The following is a 16,123-nucleotide window of genomic DNA, read 5'->3' as shown; positions in this document are numbered from 1 at the left end:
ATACCAGATATAAAAAAACCGCCATCGGCGGTTTTTTTATATCTGTCAGCCAGAGGCTGCTAATGGAGTATATTCTTTGTCCGCCTGCGACTGCCTGATCTGGCAGTCACAGGTGGGGCTGGAATCAGTGTTCCTGCTGAGAGTTCTGCTCCATCATGCGGCGCTTTACTTCCCGGGGGTCGTTTGGCGCGCGGCCTGCGCGGCGGCGACGCTTAGGTTGAGCCGGGCGGGAAGCTTCCTGAGGGGCTTCTTCAGCCTTCTCTTCACTAGCGGCTTCTTTCGCCTTATCGGCTGCTTCCGCTGCTTCCGCTGCTTCCGCTGCTTCCGCTGCTTCCGCTGCTTCCGCTGCTTCCGCTGCTTCCGCTTCAGCTACCGGCTTCTCTTCAGCAGTGACTTCTGTTGATGAAGTGCTTGCTTCGGTCTCTGTAGCTGATTCCGGTTCGCTTTCTGCGTCCGGGGCGGTGGCAGAAGTTGCGTCTTCTGTCACAGTCTCCGCAGTCTTGGCAGCGGTTTCTGTTTCGGCAGTATCAGCGCCAGTCGCGGCGATGTCGGTCACTGCCGCCTCTGCAGGGGCTTCGTCGGTTTGTGTCTCGGCATCTGCGGCAGTCTCTGTCGCAGGTGTCGTTTCTTGGCCTTCGCTCACCTGGGTTGCTGCTGCGCTCTGCTCTGTCTCTGCCTGAAGTGTCTCGACTGACTCTGTCTCGGCAGCTTCCTGAGATTTTTCTTCAGGTGCAGTGTCGACAGCGGCTTCTGGAGCGGTCTCTTTGGCGGCGGAAGCTTCAGCTGCATTGCTGGTGCTGGCTTCGGCTGCCTCCTGGCTCTCCTCTGCAGTCTGTGCTGCAGGTGTGTCGCTGACATTTGCTTCGGCAGCAGTGACTGAATCGTTGTCTGCAGGCTGTGTTTCTGAATCCATACTGGTTTCAGCAGTTTCAGCAGTTTCAGCAGTTTCAGCAGTCTTGCTGGCTTGCTGAGTGGTATCTGCAGTGCTTTCAGCTGTGTCGATCTTGGTAGTAGTCGCTTCGCTGGTTGTCTCGGCAGCAGGCTGGTCGACTGCGGTCACTTCAGCTGTGCCCGCTTCAGCGGCTGCTTCAGGCGTAGCCTCGCTTGCAATAGCTTCTACTGGAGTGCGCTTGGCGACGCGCTCAGATCCGCGGCGGCGGCGACCGCGACGGCGGCCACGCGGAGCGGATTCATCCTCTTCGCGCTTCTGGCGACGCTTTTCAGCGGCTTCAGCAGGGTCTTCGCTCGGGCTGCTTTCTTCACGTGCAGGTGTCGGTGCAGGTGCAGGTGCCTGTGCAGGAGCTTCGCTATCCTCCGCTTTACGAGGCTTGCGACGGCGGCGAGACTTGCTTTTCTCTTTTTCAGATTTTTCGCCCCGTTCTGCGCGTTCCTTTTCCGGCTTCTCTTTCAGTTCCGGCTCGGAGGTCGGCGGCGCAAGTTCATCCGGTTTAATCGTGATGATTTCATCATTGTCTTTTTCAACGCGCTTGCCGCGGTCACTGTCGCGACGTCGTGACTTAGGCTTACGCTGGGTGCCACGGCTTCTTGTTGGTGTGCGCTCTTTCTTGGTGGTTTCTTCCGGCTTGGCTTCCGGTTCCGGTGTGCTCTCTTCGGGGCTGCCGAACAGGTTGCGGAACAGGCCGCTGATGCGCTGGCCGAGGGAAGGTGCCTGAGCGGCAGCTGCGGGTGCTGCCTGGGGAATTTCCTGGCGTGCTGGTTGCTCGGCTGGCTCGGAGCTTTCCGGGGCCGGTGTTGCAGGGGCAACGCTTCTGACCGCGGCCTGCTGACGCACAACCGGAGCTGCAGCAGAGACACTGTCGGCCATTTCCGGCTCTTCCGGTTCAGGCTGCAGCGTGTAGCTGGCATCGTTGGTGGTCGCAACAGTGTGGTCATCACGCAGGCGGACAACCTCGTAGTGCGGGGTTTCCATGTTCGGGTTAGGAACAATGACCACGCGCACGTCATTGCGCTGTTCGATATCATGCACCGGCTGGCGCTTCTCGTTCAGCAGGTAAGTGGCAACGGTAACCGGCAGTATGGCCCGGATCTGTGCTGTGCGGTCCTTGGCGGATTCCTCTTCGATCAGGCGAAGGATGGAAAGTGCCAGTGACTCCGTATCGCGGATGATGCCCTGGCCGCTGCAGCGTGGGCAGACAACACCGCGGGTTTCAGCCAGAGACGGACGCAGGCGCTGACGGGACATTTCCAGCAAGCCGAAGCGGGAGATGCGGCCCATCTGAACGCGGGCGCGATCCAGTTTCAGGGCATCGCGCAGGCGGTTTTCAACTTCGCGCTGGTTTTTAATCGGTGTCATGTCGATGAAATCGATCACGATCAGGCCGCCGATATCGCGCAAACGCAGCTGGCGAGCGATCTCGTCAGCGGCTTCCAGGTTGGTATTCAGGGCGGTTTCTTCGATATCGCCGCCGCGAGTCGCACGGGCGGAGTTGATATCGATCGATACCAGGGCTTCGGTCGGGTCTATCACGATAGAGCCGCCTGAAGGCAGTTTTACTTCGCGTTCGAAGGCTGTTTCGATCTGGGTTTCAATCTGGAAGCGGTTAAACAGCGGCGTCTGCTCGGCGTAGAGCTTGATCTTGCTTTCGTAGTTCGGCATCACCTGAGTAACAAAGTCGCGCGCTTCCTGGAAAGTGCTCTCTTTATCAATCAGTACTTCACCGATATCTGAACGCAGGTAGTCACGGATGGCGCGGATAACCACATTGCTTTCCTGATAGATCAGGAAAGGGGCTTTGCGGTTTGAGGCGTCCTTGATGGAATCCCACAGCGTGGCCAGGTAATCCAGGTCCCATTGCAGCTCTTCGCTGCTGCGACCGATGCCGGCGGTACGTACGATAATACCCATCTTGTTTGGAATGGTTACACCGGACAGCGCTTCTTTCAGCTGGCTGCGATCATCGCCTTCGATACGGCGGGAGATGCCGCCGGCGCGAGGGTTGTTGGGCATCAGGACAAGGTAGCGTCCGGCCAGGCTGATGAATGTAGTCAGCGCAGCGCCTTTGTTGCCGCGCTCCTCTTTATCCACCTGAACAATCACTTCAGTGCCTTCATCCAGCACCTGCTTGATGTTCGGGCGGGCGCCACGCTCAGGCTGGCGCGAGAAGTAATCACGGGAGATCTCTTTCAGCGGCAGGAAACCGTGGCGTTCTGCGCCATAGTCGACAAAAGCAGCCTCAAGGCTGGGTTCGATGCGGGTGATACGGCCTTTATAGATATTGGCCTTCTTCTGCTCGCGGGAACCGGACTCAATATCCAGATCGTAGAGTCGCTGGCCATCGACCAGGGCGACACGCAACTCTTCCGGTTGAGTCGCATTTATTAGCATTCTTTTCATTTTGGGTGAACGTTCTCATATGGGAACGCTCTGTAAACTTCGATTCACGTTGGCGGTATGCGCCTATTCTGTCTTTCGGATTCTTCAAAGGCTTCGAAGACTAGCGTCGTATGTATCGACAGCGTAGTCACCAGTAAGCTGGCCTGACTGTTCTGAATAAGCCTCAACGTGCGTTTTTTCGCCATTGGGCTGGCCAGGTCGGTGTGCGATTGACTGGCTGCAGGTATTTGTTGAATCCACGGTGGAGGAAACGCTGGCCTATGTTCTTCTTTTTGATTGCTGTTACTGCCTGATGGCAGGTTCCGGGCTAGCGTGCGTCTCCACCTCCGACTGAACCTTCGTGGTCAGCAGGATGCAAAGCGTTCTCTAATTCATTGAAATCTGTCTTTGCTGCCTCAGGCGGGATCGATTTTTCGCTGCAACAGGGTCTTACCAACCGCCCTGGAGCTAATTTGAAAAAGATAAAGCCAACCGCCAACAGCAGCGGTAGAATATAGCAGCTATCCCTATGAGCATCAATTGAGCCCACGTTATCTTATTCATATGTCAGTAAAAAATGGCGGCGCAGCCACCTCTGTAAGGTTTGTAGAAATCAGTCACGATCTGGAAGGACAGCGGATCGATAACTTCCTTCGCAACGAACTTAAAGGCGTTCCTAAAAGTCTTATCTACCGCATTTTGCGCAAGGGCGAAATTCGTGTAAACAAAAAGCGGGTGAAGCCGGAATACCGTCTGCAGGGTGGTGATCTGGTGCGTATACCTCCGGTTCGGGTTGCCGAACGTGATGCTCCACCACCGGTGAGTCAGGGCCTCACAGAAAGTCTGGAAAAGGCGATTTTGTTTGAAAATAACGATCTTATTATCGTCAACAAACCTTCCGGACTGGCTGTGCATGGTGGGAGTGGAATCAGCCTTGGCCTGATCGAGGCGTTTCGTCAGATGCGCCCTCAGGCGAAGTTTCTGGAGTTGGTACACCGGCTGGACCGGGATACCTCCGGCTGCATCATGATTGCGAAGAAACGCAGCGCATTGAAATTTATGCATGAGGCATTGCAGGGCAGCCGGATTACCAAAATCTACAACGCGCTGGTGGTCGGTAGCTGGGCGGCAAGGGCGCAGCGGGTTGATGCACCACTGCGTAAAAATGAACTTAAATCCGGTGAGCGGGTTGTACGTGTACAACCTGACGGTAAGCCTTCGTTAACCGAGTTTAAGGTATTACGTCGTTTTGGCCGTCGTGCAACGCTGATTGAGGCGCGACCTATTACCGGCAGAACCCATCAGATACGTGTCCATACTCAGTTCCTGGGCCATCCGATTATTGGCGACGATAAGTATGGTGTGGATGCAATTAACCGTGAAATGCGGGATCTGGGATTCAAGCGGCTATTCTTGCATGCGGCCGAGCTTCGCTTTCCCCTGCCGGGTGGCGGGCGCGAAGTTATTCAGGCGCCATTGGATGGTGTTCTGAAAAGTGCGATGGATGATTTACAACTGGAACTGGCTAAGTAACGGGCGACACGAATGACTGACGCAAGTGCTAACGAAAAGATATTTGAACTGGCCGATAAACTGCTCAAACAGGGGCAGCAGCCCTCCGCTGAAGTGATAGCCGCACGGCTTGACTGTGACAGTTCACTGGTCGCAGATGCGCTGGCAGGCTGGTGGGCGCAGGTGCCTCGCCGCCTCGGTCTGATGAAGCAGGAAAGCACGCCAATTGTGCCCGGTGTGCCTGATTCGCTGAACCAGTCGTTTGCACGTATCTGGGATCGGGCCGTTGAAGAAGCCCGCGCTATGCAGAGCTTTGAGAAAAAGCACATCATCGAATACAGCCATGATGAGGCTAAGCGAGCCAATGATGATGAGCTTAAAAAGCAGCAGGATAAGGTGCTTGAGCTTGAAAGCCGTTTCCGCGAGCAGCACGGGCGCTATGATGAAGCCCAGTCGCAGATAAAAGCGCTGGAAGCGGAAGTGCATGTGCTGAAGACCAACCTGGCTTCTGAAACCACCAGCCGCAAGCAGGAAGAGCAGAAGCGTTCAAATGTTGATCAGGAGCTGGCTCACCTGCGCAAGAGTTATGATGATGCCCGTCGTACTTTTGATCAGCGGATTAAGGATGAGCAGCGTCATACCCTGGAAGCCGTTAGTAAAGCGGATGCCGATGTACGTTATTACCGCAATGCGCTGGAAAAGGTGCGCGATGAAGCAGGTAAGAAAGAGTCGGCATTGACGAAGAATATCCATGACCTTCAGGGGGAGATTGCCAAGAAGGACGTCAAGGTCGAAACCCTGCGAACCCAGATCAAGAGTATCGAAGCCGAACTGGTAGAACTGAAGAAGGATACCACCGGTCGCAGCCGGGATATCTCTGCTCTGAACAGCCAGTTGCTGTCTGAGACCAACAAGAACAAACGTATCGCTGATAAAGTGACCGAACTCGAAGAGCAGATCCGTCTGCAGCGCCAGAAAGAGTTGCAGGGCAACAGCGAAGTGGCTCGTCGTGAGAACAGCCTGAGGATTCAGCTGAAGGAGCGCAATGAAGAGCTGATGCGGACTCAGGCGAAAATCGTCAGCCTCGAAAAGCGAATAATCGGACAGGATGAGGAGATTCGACGGTTGAATGCTAGGCTGTAGGGAGTCAGCTGGGCAGCGGGGATGCTTCTCCCAAACTGGTACCCCGGTCAACTGTTGCTATTATTCTTATGTGTTATAATAAAGTGATTATTAATTACTGGAAATTCAGGCGGGGGTTTGCTTCCGGATAGTATACCCGGCCTGAGTTCAGACGCTTTTTGAGTTCTGGGAGTTCGCGATGAAACTGCAACAGCTCCGCTATATCTGGGAAGTGGCCAGGCATGACCTGAATGTTTCGGCCACAGCACAAAGCCTTTATACCTCACAGCCCGGTATCAGCAAGCAGATTCGTCTGTTGGAAGATGAGCTGGGTGTAGAAGTTTTCGCCAGGAGCGGTAAACACCTGACCCGGGTGACACCGGCGGGGCAGGCCATTCTCAGTGTGGCAGGCGATATACTGCAAAAAGTAGAAAGTATTAAACAGGTTGCCCAAGAATTCAGTGATGAACGTAAGGGCAGTCTCTCTGTGGCAACGACGCATACCCAGGCACGCTATGCCCTGCCTCAGACGATTACCAACTTTATGAAAGAGTATCCGGATGTGTCGTTGCACATGCAGCAGGGCACACCGATGCAGATCTCTGAGATGGCCGCTGATGGCACCGTGGATTTTGCGATTGCGACCGAAGCTCTGCAGCACTTCAATGATCTGATTATGATGCCGTGCTACAACTGGAATCGTTCGGTGGTAGTGCCGAAAGATCATCCATTGGCGCAGCTTTCCAGGCTGACCCTGAAAGATCTGGCTGATCACCCGATTGTGACCTACGTGTTCGGTTTTACCGGCCGTTCCAAGCTGGATGACGCCTTTAACCGCGAAGGTCTGGAGCCGAAGGTGGTTTTCACCGCCGTCGATTCAGATGTTATCAAAACCTATGTCCGTCTGGGGTTGGGGGTGGGGATCGTTGCTACGATGGCTTATGAACCGGAATTCGACAGCGATCTGGTTTGCCTCGATGCCAGTCATCTGTTTGAGTCCAGTTCTACAAAGATAGGTTTCCGTAAAGGTACCTTCCTGCGGGGCTATATGTACGACTTTATTGAACGCTTTGCGCCTCATCTGACGCCGGACATCGTTCGTCAGGTACAGGCCTGCACCAGTCGGGCCGAGATCGATGAGATCTTTGCAAACCAGCAGCTGCCGGTACTTTGATTGTCCCGAACAGTTTTGCAGACTACCCCTGAAGGAGGCGCGAGCCTCCTTTTTTGTGCCTGCCTGACAGCGTTGGTGAGGCAGGTCACAGCTTTGATGGTTGCGTGAATGCCGATGTTTACACTCAGCGGGAGGGAGCGTTATCGTGGGCGTCTGACCGTGGCCGGATATTGTTCGGTTTACGGCTGATAACTAAAAAAACAATGCCCTATTGCTAATGTAAGGAGTGAGCCTTGGAACTCGCATGTCTTGACCTGGAAGGAGTGTTGATCCCGGAGATCTGGATCGCGTTTGCGGAAGAAACCGGAATCGAAGAGCTGAAAGCAACAACGCGGGATATACCTGACTATGACGTGTTAATGAAGCAGCGCCTGCGCATTCTTGATCAGCACGGTCTGACGTTGCCGCAAATTCAGGATACTATCAGTCGTCTGACGCCGCTGGCGGGGGCTGCTGAGTTTTTGGACTGGTTGCGGGAGCGGTTTCAGGTTGTGATCCTGTCGGATACTTTCTATGAATTTGCGGCGCCGCTGATGAAGCAGCTGGGCCACCCGACGCTGCTATGTCATAAATTGGAAGTGGATGGGGCGGGGCGGATTGTTGATTACACCCTACGCCAGAGAGACCCCAAACGCCAGTCGGTGCGGGCTTTTCAATTGCTTAACTACCGGGTCATTGCCGCCGGGGATTCCTACAATGACACTACGATGCTGACGCAGGCCGAGGCCGGTATCCTGTTTAAGTCACCGCAAAACGTGATTGACGAGTTTCCGCAGTTTCCTGCAGTACATGAATATGCTGATCTGAAAAAAGCGTTTCTTAAGGCCAGCGAGCGCCAGCTGACGTTGTAGCAACCAACTGCGCGCGGCACCCCGCGCGCAGTTCAGGCTTCAGGCCGTGGTCTATTTCTGGATTGTCGTTTCCAGCGTCCCCAGCAGGTTATTCACTTTGCTGAATGTCTCGGCATACTCTGATGCTATATCTGAATCGGCAACAATACCGCCTCCGGCCCAGCAATGAATTTTATTATCGTGGCACAGCAGTGTGCGGATGGTAATGCTGGTATCCATTCTGCCGCACAGGCTGATATAACCAATTGAACCGCAATAGATCGAGCGCCGGTGAGGTTCCAGTTCGTCGATAATCTCCATGGCGCGGATTTTCGGGGCACCGGTGATCGAGCCGCCCGGAAAACAGTGCTTCAGCAGATCGACCGGGTGCTGTCCCTGATCGAGTTTACCGGTAACAGTGGTGACCAGATGATGTACATTGGCGTAGCTTTCGATATCGAACAACTTTGGCACCCTGACACTGCCAAAAGCGCATACCTTGCTTAGGTCGTTGCGCAAAAGATCAACGATCATCAGGTTTTCTGCCCGGTCCTTGATCGCTTTGCTAAGGTCGTCCCGCTGTTGCTGATCTTCCTCCGGCGTTTTGCCGCGCGGACGGGTACCTTTAATCGGCTTGGTTTCAACCCGGTTTTCCAGCGTGAACAGAAAACGCTCCGGCGACAGCGACAGTATCTCGCCATCATCGCTTTCCATGTAGGCTGCGAATGGCGTGGGGGCATGCTGGCGCAATTGTTTGTAAGCCTGCCACGGATCGCCGCTGTAAGGGGCGGAAAAGCGCTGTGCGAAGTTTACCTGATAGCAATCACCGGCGTGGATATAGTCGTCGATGCGATTGAGGGCATGGCGATAGCCCGCTTCGTCGACATTACTGGCAAAGGCTTTCTTCAGGCGGAACTGATCTTCAGCCGTTGTGCTGGCAGCAGTCAGCTGATTGAGGGCCAGTTGCCACTGGCTGTCAGAAATCGCGGGATGTGCCACCAGCGTAGCCTGTTTCAGGCGGTGGTCGACAATGACGGCCCAGAGATAGAGGCCGGCGCGCATCTCCGGAAACGCTATATCATCTGCGGCCTGTTCGGGGATCGCTTCCAGCGAACGTCCCAGGTCGTAAGCGAAATGACCGAGCAGGCCACCACAGAAGGGGAACTCTTTTTCCCGGGCAACCTGAGGGTACTGATCCAGCAGGTTACGCAAGGCATCAAACGGGTTGTCTGTCAGCGTCTCGCCGGAGGTTGCCCGCTGTAGCGTCAACTCGCCACGGTGGTAGCGTATCAGGGCTTCGGGTGCGGCACTGATGATATCGAAACGGCCAAAAAGTGCAGCTGGCTGACAGCTGTCCAGATAGACCGGATTACCCAGCGACCTTACCCGCTCGAAATAGGTGCTGCTGTCTTCCTCGTAGGGAAGGGAGTGTCTTCTGATCAATGCCGCTTTCCTGAACCGTACAAATCGGCGCATTTTACTCCTGCGAGTCGGCTAAATCGAGAGTGCAGTCGTGACATTGTCGCTATAATGACAGGATTCAACTGTCGACAATTTTAGCCGGGCTTAAAAGTAGTTTAATGAAGCATCCATTTACCATGACCGGACACAGCCTGCAGGTGCCGGATCAGCAGATCAGTTATCGTATCTACCGCAACCCAAATATCACCTCAAAACGCCGCCTGGTGTTGTTGCATGGCGCGGGAGTCGCCGGGCGTGACACTTGGGAGATGCTGCTGGGCTTTCTGAGTCACTGGAGCGAAATTCTGGTGCCGGATCAGCGTGGCAGCGGTGATACCCGCTCAGCTGATGGTCAGGAGCACCCCTTCACACCACAAACACTGGTCAGCGACCTAAGTGCAATTGTCGACTATCTTGGATGGTGGCACTTTGACCTTGCGGGCTATTCGATGGGCGGATTAGTGAGTCTGCTATATAAGCAGGCCCATCATGACCGGGTCGGGAAGCAGTTCTTGCTGGAATCGGCAGTGCTGGATCGCCCCTGCTGGGAGACGACGGTATTACTCCGCCAGCGCTTCTCTGAAGCTGCGCTGCATCTGCGTGGCGACGAGGCGGTTACCGGTATACGTAACTTTCTCGATACGATTTCGCCCAACCGCAAGGTGCATCCCCAGAGTGAAAGCCTTACTGTCAGCCGCCTGGCGATGCGGCCCCTGGGGTTTGCCAATGCACTGGATTGTGTCACTGAGGCAATCCAGACGATCGATCGCGAACAGCTGGTGGCTGCCCAGGGTGATGTATCCAGCTTTATCGGCGGTTTGAGCGTCGATCTGATGCACGATTACCACCGCGCACTGGCTGAGCGATTACCTAACTGGCACTACTTTCTGGTTGCCGGTACAGACCATTCGCTGCCGTTCCAGAAGCCACGGCAGATAGCGCGGACGATGAATGCAGAAATGGAGCGCTTTCTGCAAAGCTGACTTACGGGGCTCTTGGCCTCCTACTTTTGTTTAATGTTGACAATGTTTGGTCGTTTTTGAGTTGACGGCACCTTATGAGGGTATTAAGGTGTCTTTACTCCAACATTGTCGACAATCTCCAATCTTCAGGGTTGTTATGACACAGAAAACAGCGTTTGCTCCGTTTCAGCCAGAAAGCCGTACCCTGGCAGACCGAGTATGTGAACAAATAGTCACTGCGATTGTTAAGGGCGATATACCGCCCGGCTACAAAATCAGTGAGCCCGAACTGGCCCGCACTTACGGCATTAGCCGCGGACCGTTGCGTGAAGCTATTCGCCGCCTTGAAGGGTTGCGGTTGGTTGAACGCAAGCCTCATGTAGGTGCCCGGGTTGTTAAGTTGTCGGCAGTGGAGCTGGTGGAAATTTACCGCGTCCGCGAAGCGCTTGAAGGTATGGCTTGCCGCCTGGCGGCCGAGCATATGCCTCAGGATGAGATCGATGGCCTGCGTAGCCTGCTTGATGAGCATGAGCGCAATATCGATCAGCTGGATGGACGCTCCTATTTCCAGAAAGAGGGTGATCTCGACTTTCACTTCCGCATCGTGCAGGGCAGCAAGAACGCCAAGCTGCGCGAGGTGTTGGGAGGCGAGCTTTACCACCTGGTACGTATGTACCGCTACCAGTTCAGTGTCTCCAGTTCACGACCAAAACGAGCATTGAAGGAACATCGTCAGATAATCGATGCTATTGAGAGCCGTGATCCCGAGCTGGCTGAGATGCTCATGAGGCGTCATATCAGCGCAGCCCGTCGCAATATCGAGGAGAAACTGGGCGCCGATAACAATGCACAAGGGGAGAATCATGGCTGAAAAACTGACTGCAGGTGGACGTTTCCGTAAAGCTCTGGCTGAAACCCAGCCACTGCAAATCGTAGGTACTACAAACGCTTATCACGCAATGATGGCTGAGCGCGTTGGTCACAAAGCGATCTATCTGTCCGGTGGTGGTGTTGCAAACCACTCTTATGGCCTGCCGGATCTGGGCATGACCTCCATGAACGATGTACTGGAAGACGTACGTCGTATCAGCAGCGCTGTCGAAACGCCGCTACTGGTTGATATCGACACTGGCTGGGGCGGTGCATTCAATATTGCACGCACCGTGAAAGAGATGATTAAAGCCGGCGCTGCTGCGGTTCACCTGGAAGACCAGGTTGCCCAGAAACGTTGTGGTCACCGTCCAAACAAAGAGATCGTATCTCTGGAAGAGATGGTCGATCGTGTCAAGGCTGCTGCAGATGCCCGAACTGACGATGACTTCTTCATCATCGCCCGTACCGATGCCTTCCAGCAGGATGGCCTCAACGCCGCTGTAGAGCGTGCCCAGGCATGTCTGGAAGCGGGTGCAGACGGCATCTTCGCTGAAGCCGTTCACACACTGGAAGACTACAAAGCTTTCGCAGAAGGTATTCAGGGTCGTCACCTGCTGGCGAACATCACTGAGTTTGGCGCTACCCCGCTGTACAACAAGGCAGAACTGGCTGAGAACGGTGCCTCTATGGTGCTGTACCCACTGTCTGCATTCCGCGCCGCTAACAAAGCTGCACTGAACGTCTATGAGCACATCCTGAAGGATGGCGATCAGAAGGCCGTTGTCGATACCATGCAGACCCGCATGGAACTGTACGATTTCCTGAACTATCACGACTTCGAACAGAAGCTGGACGCTCTTTTTGCTGAAGGCAAAAACAAGTAAGCCGCTTTCGATACACACCTGAGATAACAGAGCGGGCCGCAGAGCCCGCCTTATACAAAACAACGAAGGAGCACGTTATGGTTGATAAGAAACTGGGTGGTGCTGGTCTGCGTGGTCAGTCCGCTGGTGAAACCGCTCTCTGCACCGTGGGTCAAACCGGGGCTGGTTTGACTTACCGTGGTTACGATATTAAAGAACTGGCTGATAAGGCTCAGTTTGAAGAAGTGGCATACCTGCTGCTATACGGCAAGTTGCCAAACCAGGCTGAACTGGACGCTTACAAAGCCAAGCTGAAAGGCATGCGTGCACTGCCGGAAGCACTGAAAGTTGTTCTGGAGCAGATCCCGGCAGACGCTCACCCAATGGATGTGATGCGCACCGGTTGTTCCATGCTGGGTAACCTGGAAACCGAACAGGATTTCTCCGAACAGCACGATCATATCGATCGCATGCTGGCGGTCTTCCCGGGCATGATCAACTACTGGTACAACTTCAGCCATAACGGCATCCGCGTCGAGGTTGAAACCGACGCTGACTCTATTGCCGAGCAGTTCCTCTGGACCCTGCACAACAAGAAGCCTGAGCCTCTGCACGTTCAGGTCATGCATGCGTCCCTGAACCTCTACGCTGAGCACGAGTTTAACGCTTCTACCTTCACTGCGCGTGTATGTGCCTCCACCCTGTCGGATATCCATAGCTGTGTGACGGCTGCGATCGGTTCCCTGCGCGGACCACTGCATGGCGGTGCCAACGAAGCCGCGATGGAGATGATCGAAAACTGGCGTTCCGCTGACGAAGCTGAAGAAGCCGTGATGGGCATGCTGGCGCGTAAAGATAAGATCATGGGCTTTGGCCATGCGATCTACCGTGAGTCTGACCCACGTAACGCGATCATCAAAGAGTGGTCTAAGAAACTGTCTGAGCAGGTCGGTGACGAATACCTGTACGCGGTTTCCGAGCGTGTTGAAGCGGTTATGTGGCGTGAGAAGAAACTGTTCTGTAACGCTGACTTCTTCCATGCATCTGCTTACAACTTCATGGGTATCCCAACCAAGCTGTTTACGCCGATTTTCGTATGTTCCCGTGCTGCAGGCTGGACTGCTCACGTGATGGAGCAGCGTGCCAACAACCGTATTATCCGTCCTTCCGCGGATTACACCGGTCCTGAGTCTGCTGAATGGGTAGCGATCGAAGATCGTCCCTAAGCGGAACCCAGACATATAAGAAAAGGGGAGCAGGTAGCGAGCTCACTCGTGCCTGCCCCGCCTCTCTGAACAATATTCGGTGACAAAGCTATGAATTCTGCATACCGCAAACCACTGCCGGGTACGGCACTGGAATACTACGATACCCGCGAGGCTGTCGAGGCAATTCAGCCAGGCTCTTACGCCACTCTGCCTTACACCTCACGCGTGCTGGCTGAGCAACTTGTACGTCGCTGTGAGCCTGAAGCGCTGACCGACTCCCTGAAACAGCTTATCGAACGCAAGCGCGATCTGGATTTCCCATGGTACCCGGCCCGCGTTGTCTGCCACGATATTCTGGGCCAGACTGCGCTGGTTGACCTGGCGGGTCTGCGTGATGCTATCGCTGATCAGGGCGGTGATCCGTCCAAAGTAAACCCGGTGGTACCGACTCAGCTGATCGTTGACCACTCTCTGGCCGTAGAGGCGCCAGGGTTTGATCCGGAAGCGTTTGAGAAGAACCGTGCGATCGAAGACCGTCGTAACGAAGACCGCTTCCACTTTATCGAGTGGTGTAAGACTGCGTTCGATAACGTTGACGTGATTCCGGCCGGTAACGGCATCATGCACCAAATCAACCTGGAGAAAATGTCTCCGGTGATCCAGAACCGCGACGGTGTTGCGTTCCCGGATACCTGTGTCGGTACTGACTCCCATACACCACACGTTGATGCGCTGGGTGTTATCGCGATCGGTGTAGGTGGTCTGGAAGCAGAAACCGTGATGCTGGGTCTGCCATCCATGATGCGTCTGCCGGACATCGTTGGTGTTAAGATTGTCGGTGAGCGTCAGCCGGGCATCACAGCCACTGATATCGCCCTGGCGATGACTGAATTCCTGCGTAACGAGAAAGTCGTTTCTGCCTACCTGGAATTCTTCGGCCCGGGTGCTGCGACCCTGTCTATCGGCGACCGCGCAACCCTGTCCAACATGACACCTGAGTATGGTGCGTCTGCCGGTATGTTCTACATCGACGAACAGACCATCGATTACCTGAAGCTGACCGGTCGTGAGCCTGAACAGGTTGCACTGGTTGAGCAGTACGCCAAAGAAACCGGCCTGTGGGCGGATGATCTGGTTGAAGCTGAATACGAGCGTGTACTGGAGTTTGATCTGTCTACGGTTGTGCGCAACATGGCAGGTCCATCTAACCCGCACCGTCGTCTGCCGACCTCTGCGCTGAACGAGCGTGGAATTGCGGGTGACGAGATGCTGGCCGCTGCGCAAGCGGAAGAAGCTGAAGGCCTGATGCCAGATGGTGCGGTAATCATCGCGGCGATCACCTCCTGTACCAATACCTCCAACCCACGCAACGTCGTCGCTGCCGGTCTGGTGGCGAAAAAAGCCAATGAGTTGGGTCTGATCCGTAAGCCTTGGGTTAAGTCTTCCTTCGCGCCGGGTTCCAAGGTTGCAAAACTGTACCTGGAAGAAGCGGGTCTGCTGCCTGAGCTGGAAAAACTCGGCTTCGGTATCGTTGCCTACGCTTGTACTACCTGTAACGGTATGTCCGGTGCACTGGACCCGGTGATCGAAAAAGAAGTGGTTGAGCGCGACCTGTACGCTACGGCGGTACTGTCCGGTAACCGTAACTTCGATGGCCGTATCCACCCACACGCCAAGCAGGCGTTCCTGGCATCTCCGCCGCTGGTTGTTGCCTACGCGATTGCCGGTACCGTGCGTTTCGATATCGAGAAAGATGTACTGGGGACAGACCAGAACGGTAACCCGGTTACGCTGAAAGATATCTGGCCGAGTGACGAAGAGATCGATGCACTGGTAGCTAAGAGCGTTAAGCCGGAACAGTTCAACCAGATCTACATCCCGATGTTTGACCTGGGTGACGTAGAGCGCGCTGAAAGCCCGCTGTACGACTGGCGTCCAATGTCTACCTACATCCGTCGCCCTCCATACTGGGAAGGTGCACTGGCGGGCGAGCGTACCATGAAAGGTATGCGTCCACTGGCGGTACTGGGTGACAACATCACCACCGACCACCTGTCTCCATCCAACGCCATTCAGGCGTCCAGTGCGGCGGGTGAATACTGTGCCAAGATGGGTCTGCCGGAAGAGGACTTCAACTCTTACGCGACTCACCGTGGTGACCACCTGACAGCACAGCGTGCGACCTTCGCTAACCCGAAACTGCTGAACGAAATGTGCCGTGACGAGAACGGTGACGTTAAGCAGGGTTCCCTCGCACGTATCGAACCTCAGGGTACTGAAAGCCGTATGTGGGAAGCGATTGAAACCTACATGCAGCGTAAGCAGAACCTGATCATCGTGGCCGGTGCTGACTACGGTCAGGGCTCTTCACGCGACTGGGCTGCCAAGGGCGTTCGTCTGGCGGGTGTTGAAACCATCGTCGCTGAAGGCTTCGAGCGTATTCACCGTACCAACCTGGTGGGTATGGGTGTACTGCCGGTCGAATTCAAAGCCGGTGATACCCGTCATACCTACGCTATCGACGGCACCGAGACTTTCGACGTGGTCGGTGATATCTCACCACGCTGTGACCTGACCCTGATCATCAACCGTGCCAACGGCGAGAAAGTTGAAGTCCCTGTCACCTGTCGTCTGGACACCGCTGCTGAAGTGAATGTCTACAAGGCGGGTGGTGTACTGCAGCGCTTCGCAAAAGACTTCCTGGCGGACAACGCCTGATCAGTAAAGTCTGAATGGCAGCCTTTGCCTGGCTGCCTCCGCTAGGCGCTACCACAGCGCATCGGG

Annotated in this window: 11 protein-coding genes; 9 read left to right on the top strand and 2 right to left on the bottom strand. The window is 54.9% G+C overall.

The window, feature by feature from the left end:
• Positions 1-124: 124 nt before the first annotated feature.
• Positions 125-3,355, bottom strand: coding sequence for a ribonuclease E (gene rne, locus Q354_RS0107020; protein ID WP_027856983.1), 3,231 nt, complete (start codon positions 3,353-3,355; stop codon positions 125-127).
• A 543-nt stretch (positions 3,356-3,898) separates the two neighbouring features.
• Here rne and rluC point away from each other — a divergent pair.
• From rluC to thrH, 4 genes are all read left to right on the top strand, one after another.
• Complete coding sequence (rluC, locus tag Q354_RS24920) at positions 3,899-4,867, top strand: 23S rRNA pseudouridine(955/2504/2580) synthase RluC (RefSeq protein WP_036228865.1); 969 nt, start codon at positions 3,899-3,901, stop codon at positions 4,865-4,867.
• Positions 4,868-4,879: 12 nt separating this feature from the next.
• Positions 4,880-5,989: a DNA-binding protein gene (locus Q354_RS0107010; RefSeq protein WP_027856982.1), complete on the top strand. Its 1,110-nt coding sequence runs from the start codon at positions 4,880-4,882 to the stop codon at positions 5,987-5,989.
• Positions 5,990-6,167: 178 nt separating this feature from the next.
• The gene (gene cysB, locus Q354_RS0107005; protein ID WP_027856981.1) at positions 6,168-7,142 is read left to right on the top strand and encodes an HTH-type transcriptional regulator CysB; all 975 of its coding nucleotides are present in this window, start codon (positions 6,168-6,170) and stop codon (positions 7,140-7,142) included.
• Between the two features lie 233 nt (positions 7,143-7,375).
• On the top strand, positions 7,376-7,993 hold the full coding sequence (gene thrH, locus Q354_RS0107000; protein WP_027856980.1) for a bifunctional phosphoserine phosphatase/homoserine phosphotransferase ThrH: 618 nt from the start codon (positions 7,376-7,378) through the stop codon (positions 7,991-7,993).
• Between the two features lie 51 nt (positions 7,994-8,044).
• Here the strand turns inward: thrH and pabB are convergent, their stop codons facing one another.
• The gene (gene pabB / locus Q354_RS0106995) at positions 8,045-9,415 is read right to left on the bottom strand and encodes an aminodeoxychorismate synthase component I (RefSeq protein WP_027856979.1); all 1,371 of its coding nucleotides are present in this window, start codon (positions 9,413-9,415) and stop codon (positions 8,045-8,047) included.
• Positions 9,416-9,552: 137 nt separating this feature from the next.
• Here pabB and Q354_RS0106990 point away from each other — a divergent pair, with 137 nt between their 5' ends.
• From Q354_RS0106990 to acnD, 5 genes are all read left to right on the top strand, one after another.
• A complete protein-coding gene (locus tag Q354_RS0106990) occupies positions 9,553-10,416 on the top strand; it encodes an alpha/beta fold hydrolase (RefSeq protein ID WP_027856978.1) in 864 nt (287 codons plus the stop codon).
• 136 nt (positions 10,417-10,552) lie between these two features.
• Positions 10,553-11,266, top strand: a complete 714-nt coding sequence (locus Q354_RS0106985) for a GntR family transcriptional regulator (RefSeq protein ID WP_027856977.1) — start codon at positions 10,553-10,555, stop codon at positions 11,264-11,266.
• Positions 11,259-12,152: a methylisocitrate lyase gene (prpB, locus tag Q354_RS0106980; RefSeq protein WP_027856976.1), complete on the top strand. Its 894-nt coding sequence runs from the start codon at positions 11,259-11,261 to the stop codon at positions 12,150-12,152. Before Q354_RS0106985 ends, prpB begins: the two co-directional genes overlap by 8 nt.
• A gap of 77 nt (positions 12,153-12,229) precedes the next feature.
• On the top strand, positions 12,230-13,357 hold the full coding sequence (gene prpC, locus Q354_RS0106975; protein WP_027856975.1) for a bifunctional 2-methylcitrate synthase/citrate synthase: 1,128 nt from the start codon (positions 12,230-12,232) through the stop codon (positions 13,355-13,357).
• A 90-nt stretch (positions 13,358-13,447) separates the two neighbouring features.
• Complete coding sequence (gene acnD / locus Q354_RS0106970) at positions 13,448-16,057, top strand: Fe/S-dependent 2-methylisocitrate dehydratase AcnD (RefSeq protein WP_027856974.1); 2,610 nt, start codon at positions 13,448-13,450, stop codon at positions 16,055-16,057.
• Positions 16,058-16,123: the final 66 nt, after the last annotated feature.

Source organism: Marinobacterium jannaschii DSM 6295, from assembly GCF_000620085.1.
GTDB lineage: Bacteria > Pseudomonadota > Gammaproteobacteria > Pseudomonadales > Balneatricaceae > Pontibacterium > Pontibacterium jannaschii.
The sequence above is the reverse complement of the archived record's forward strand: the minus strand, read 5'-3'. Positions and strand labels throughout refer to the sequence as shown.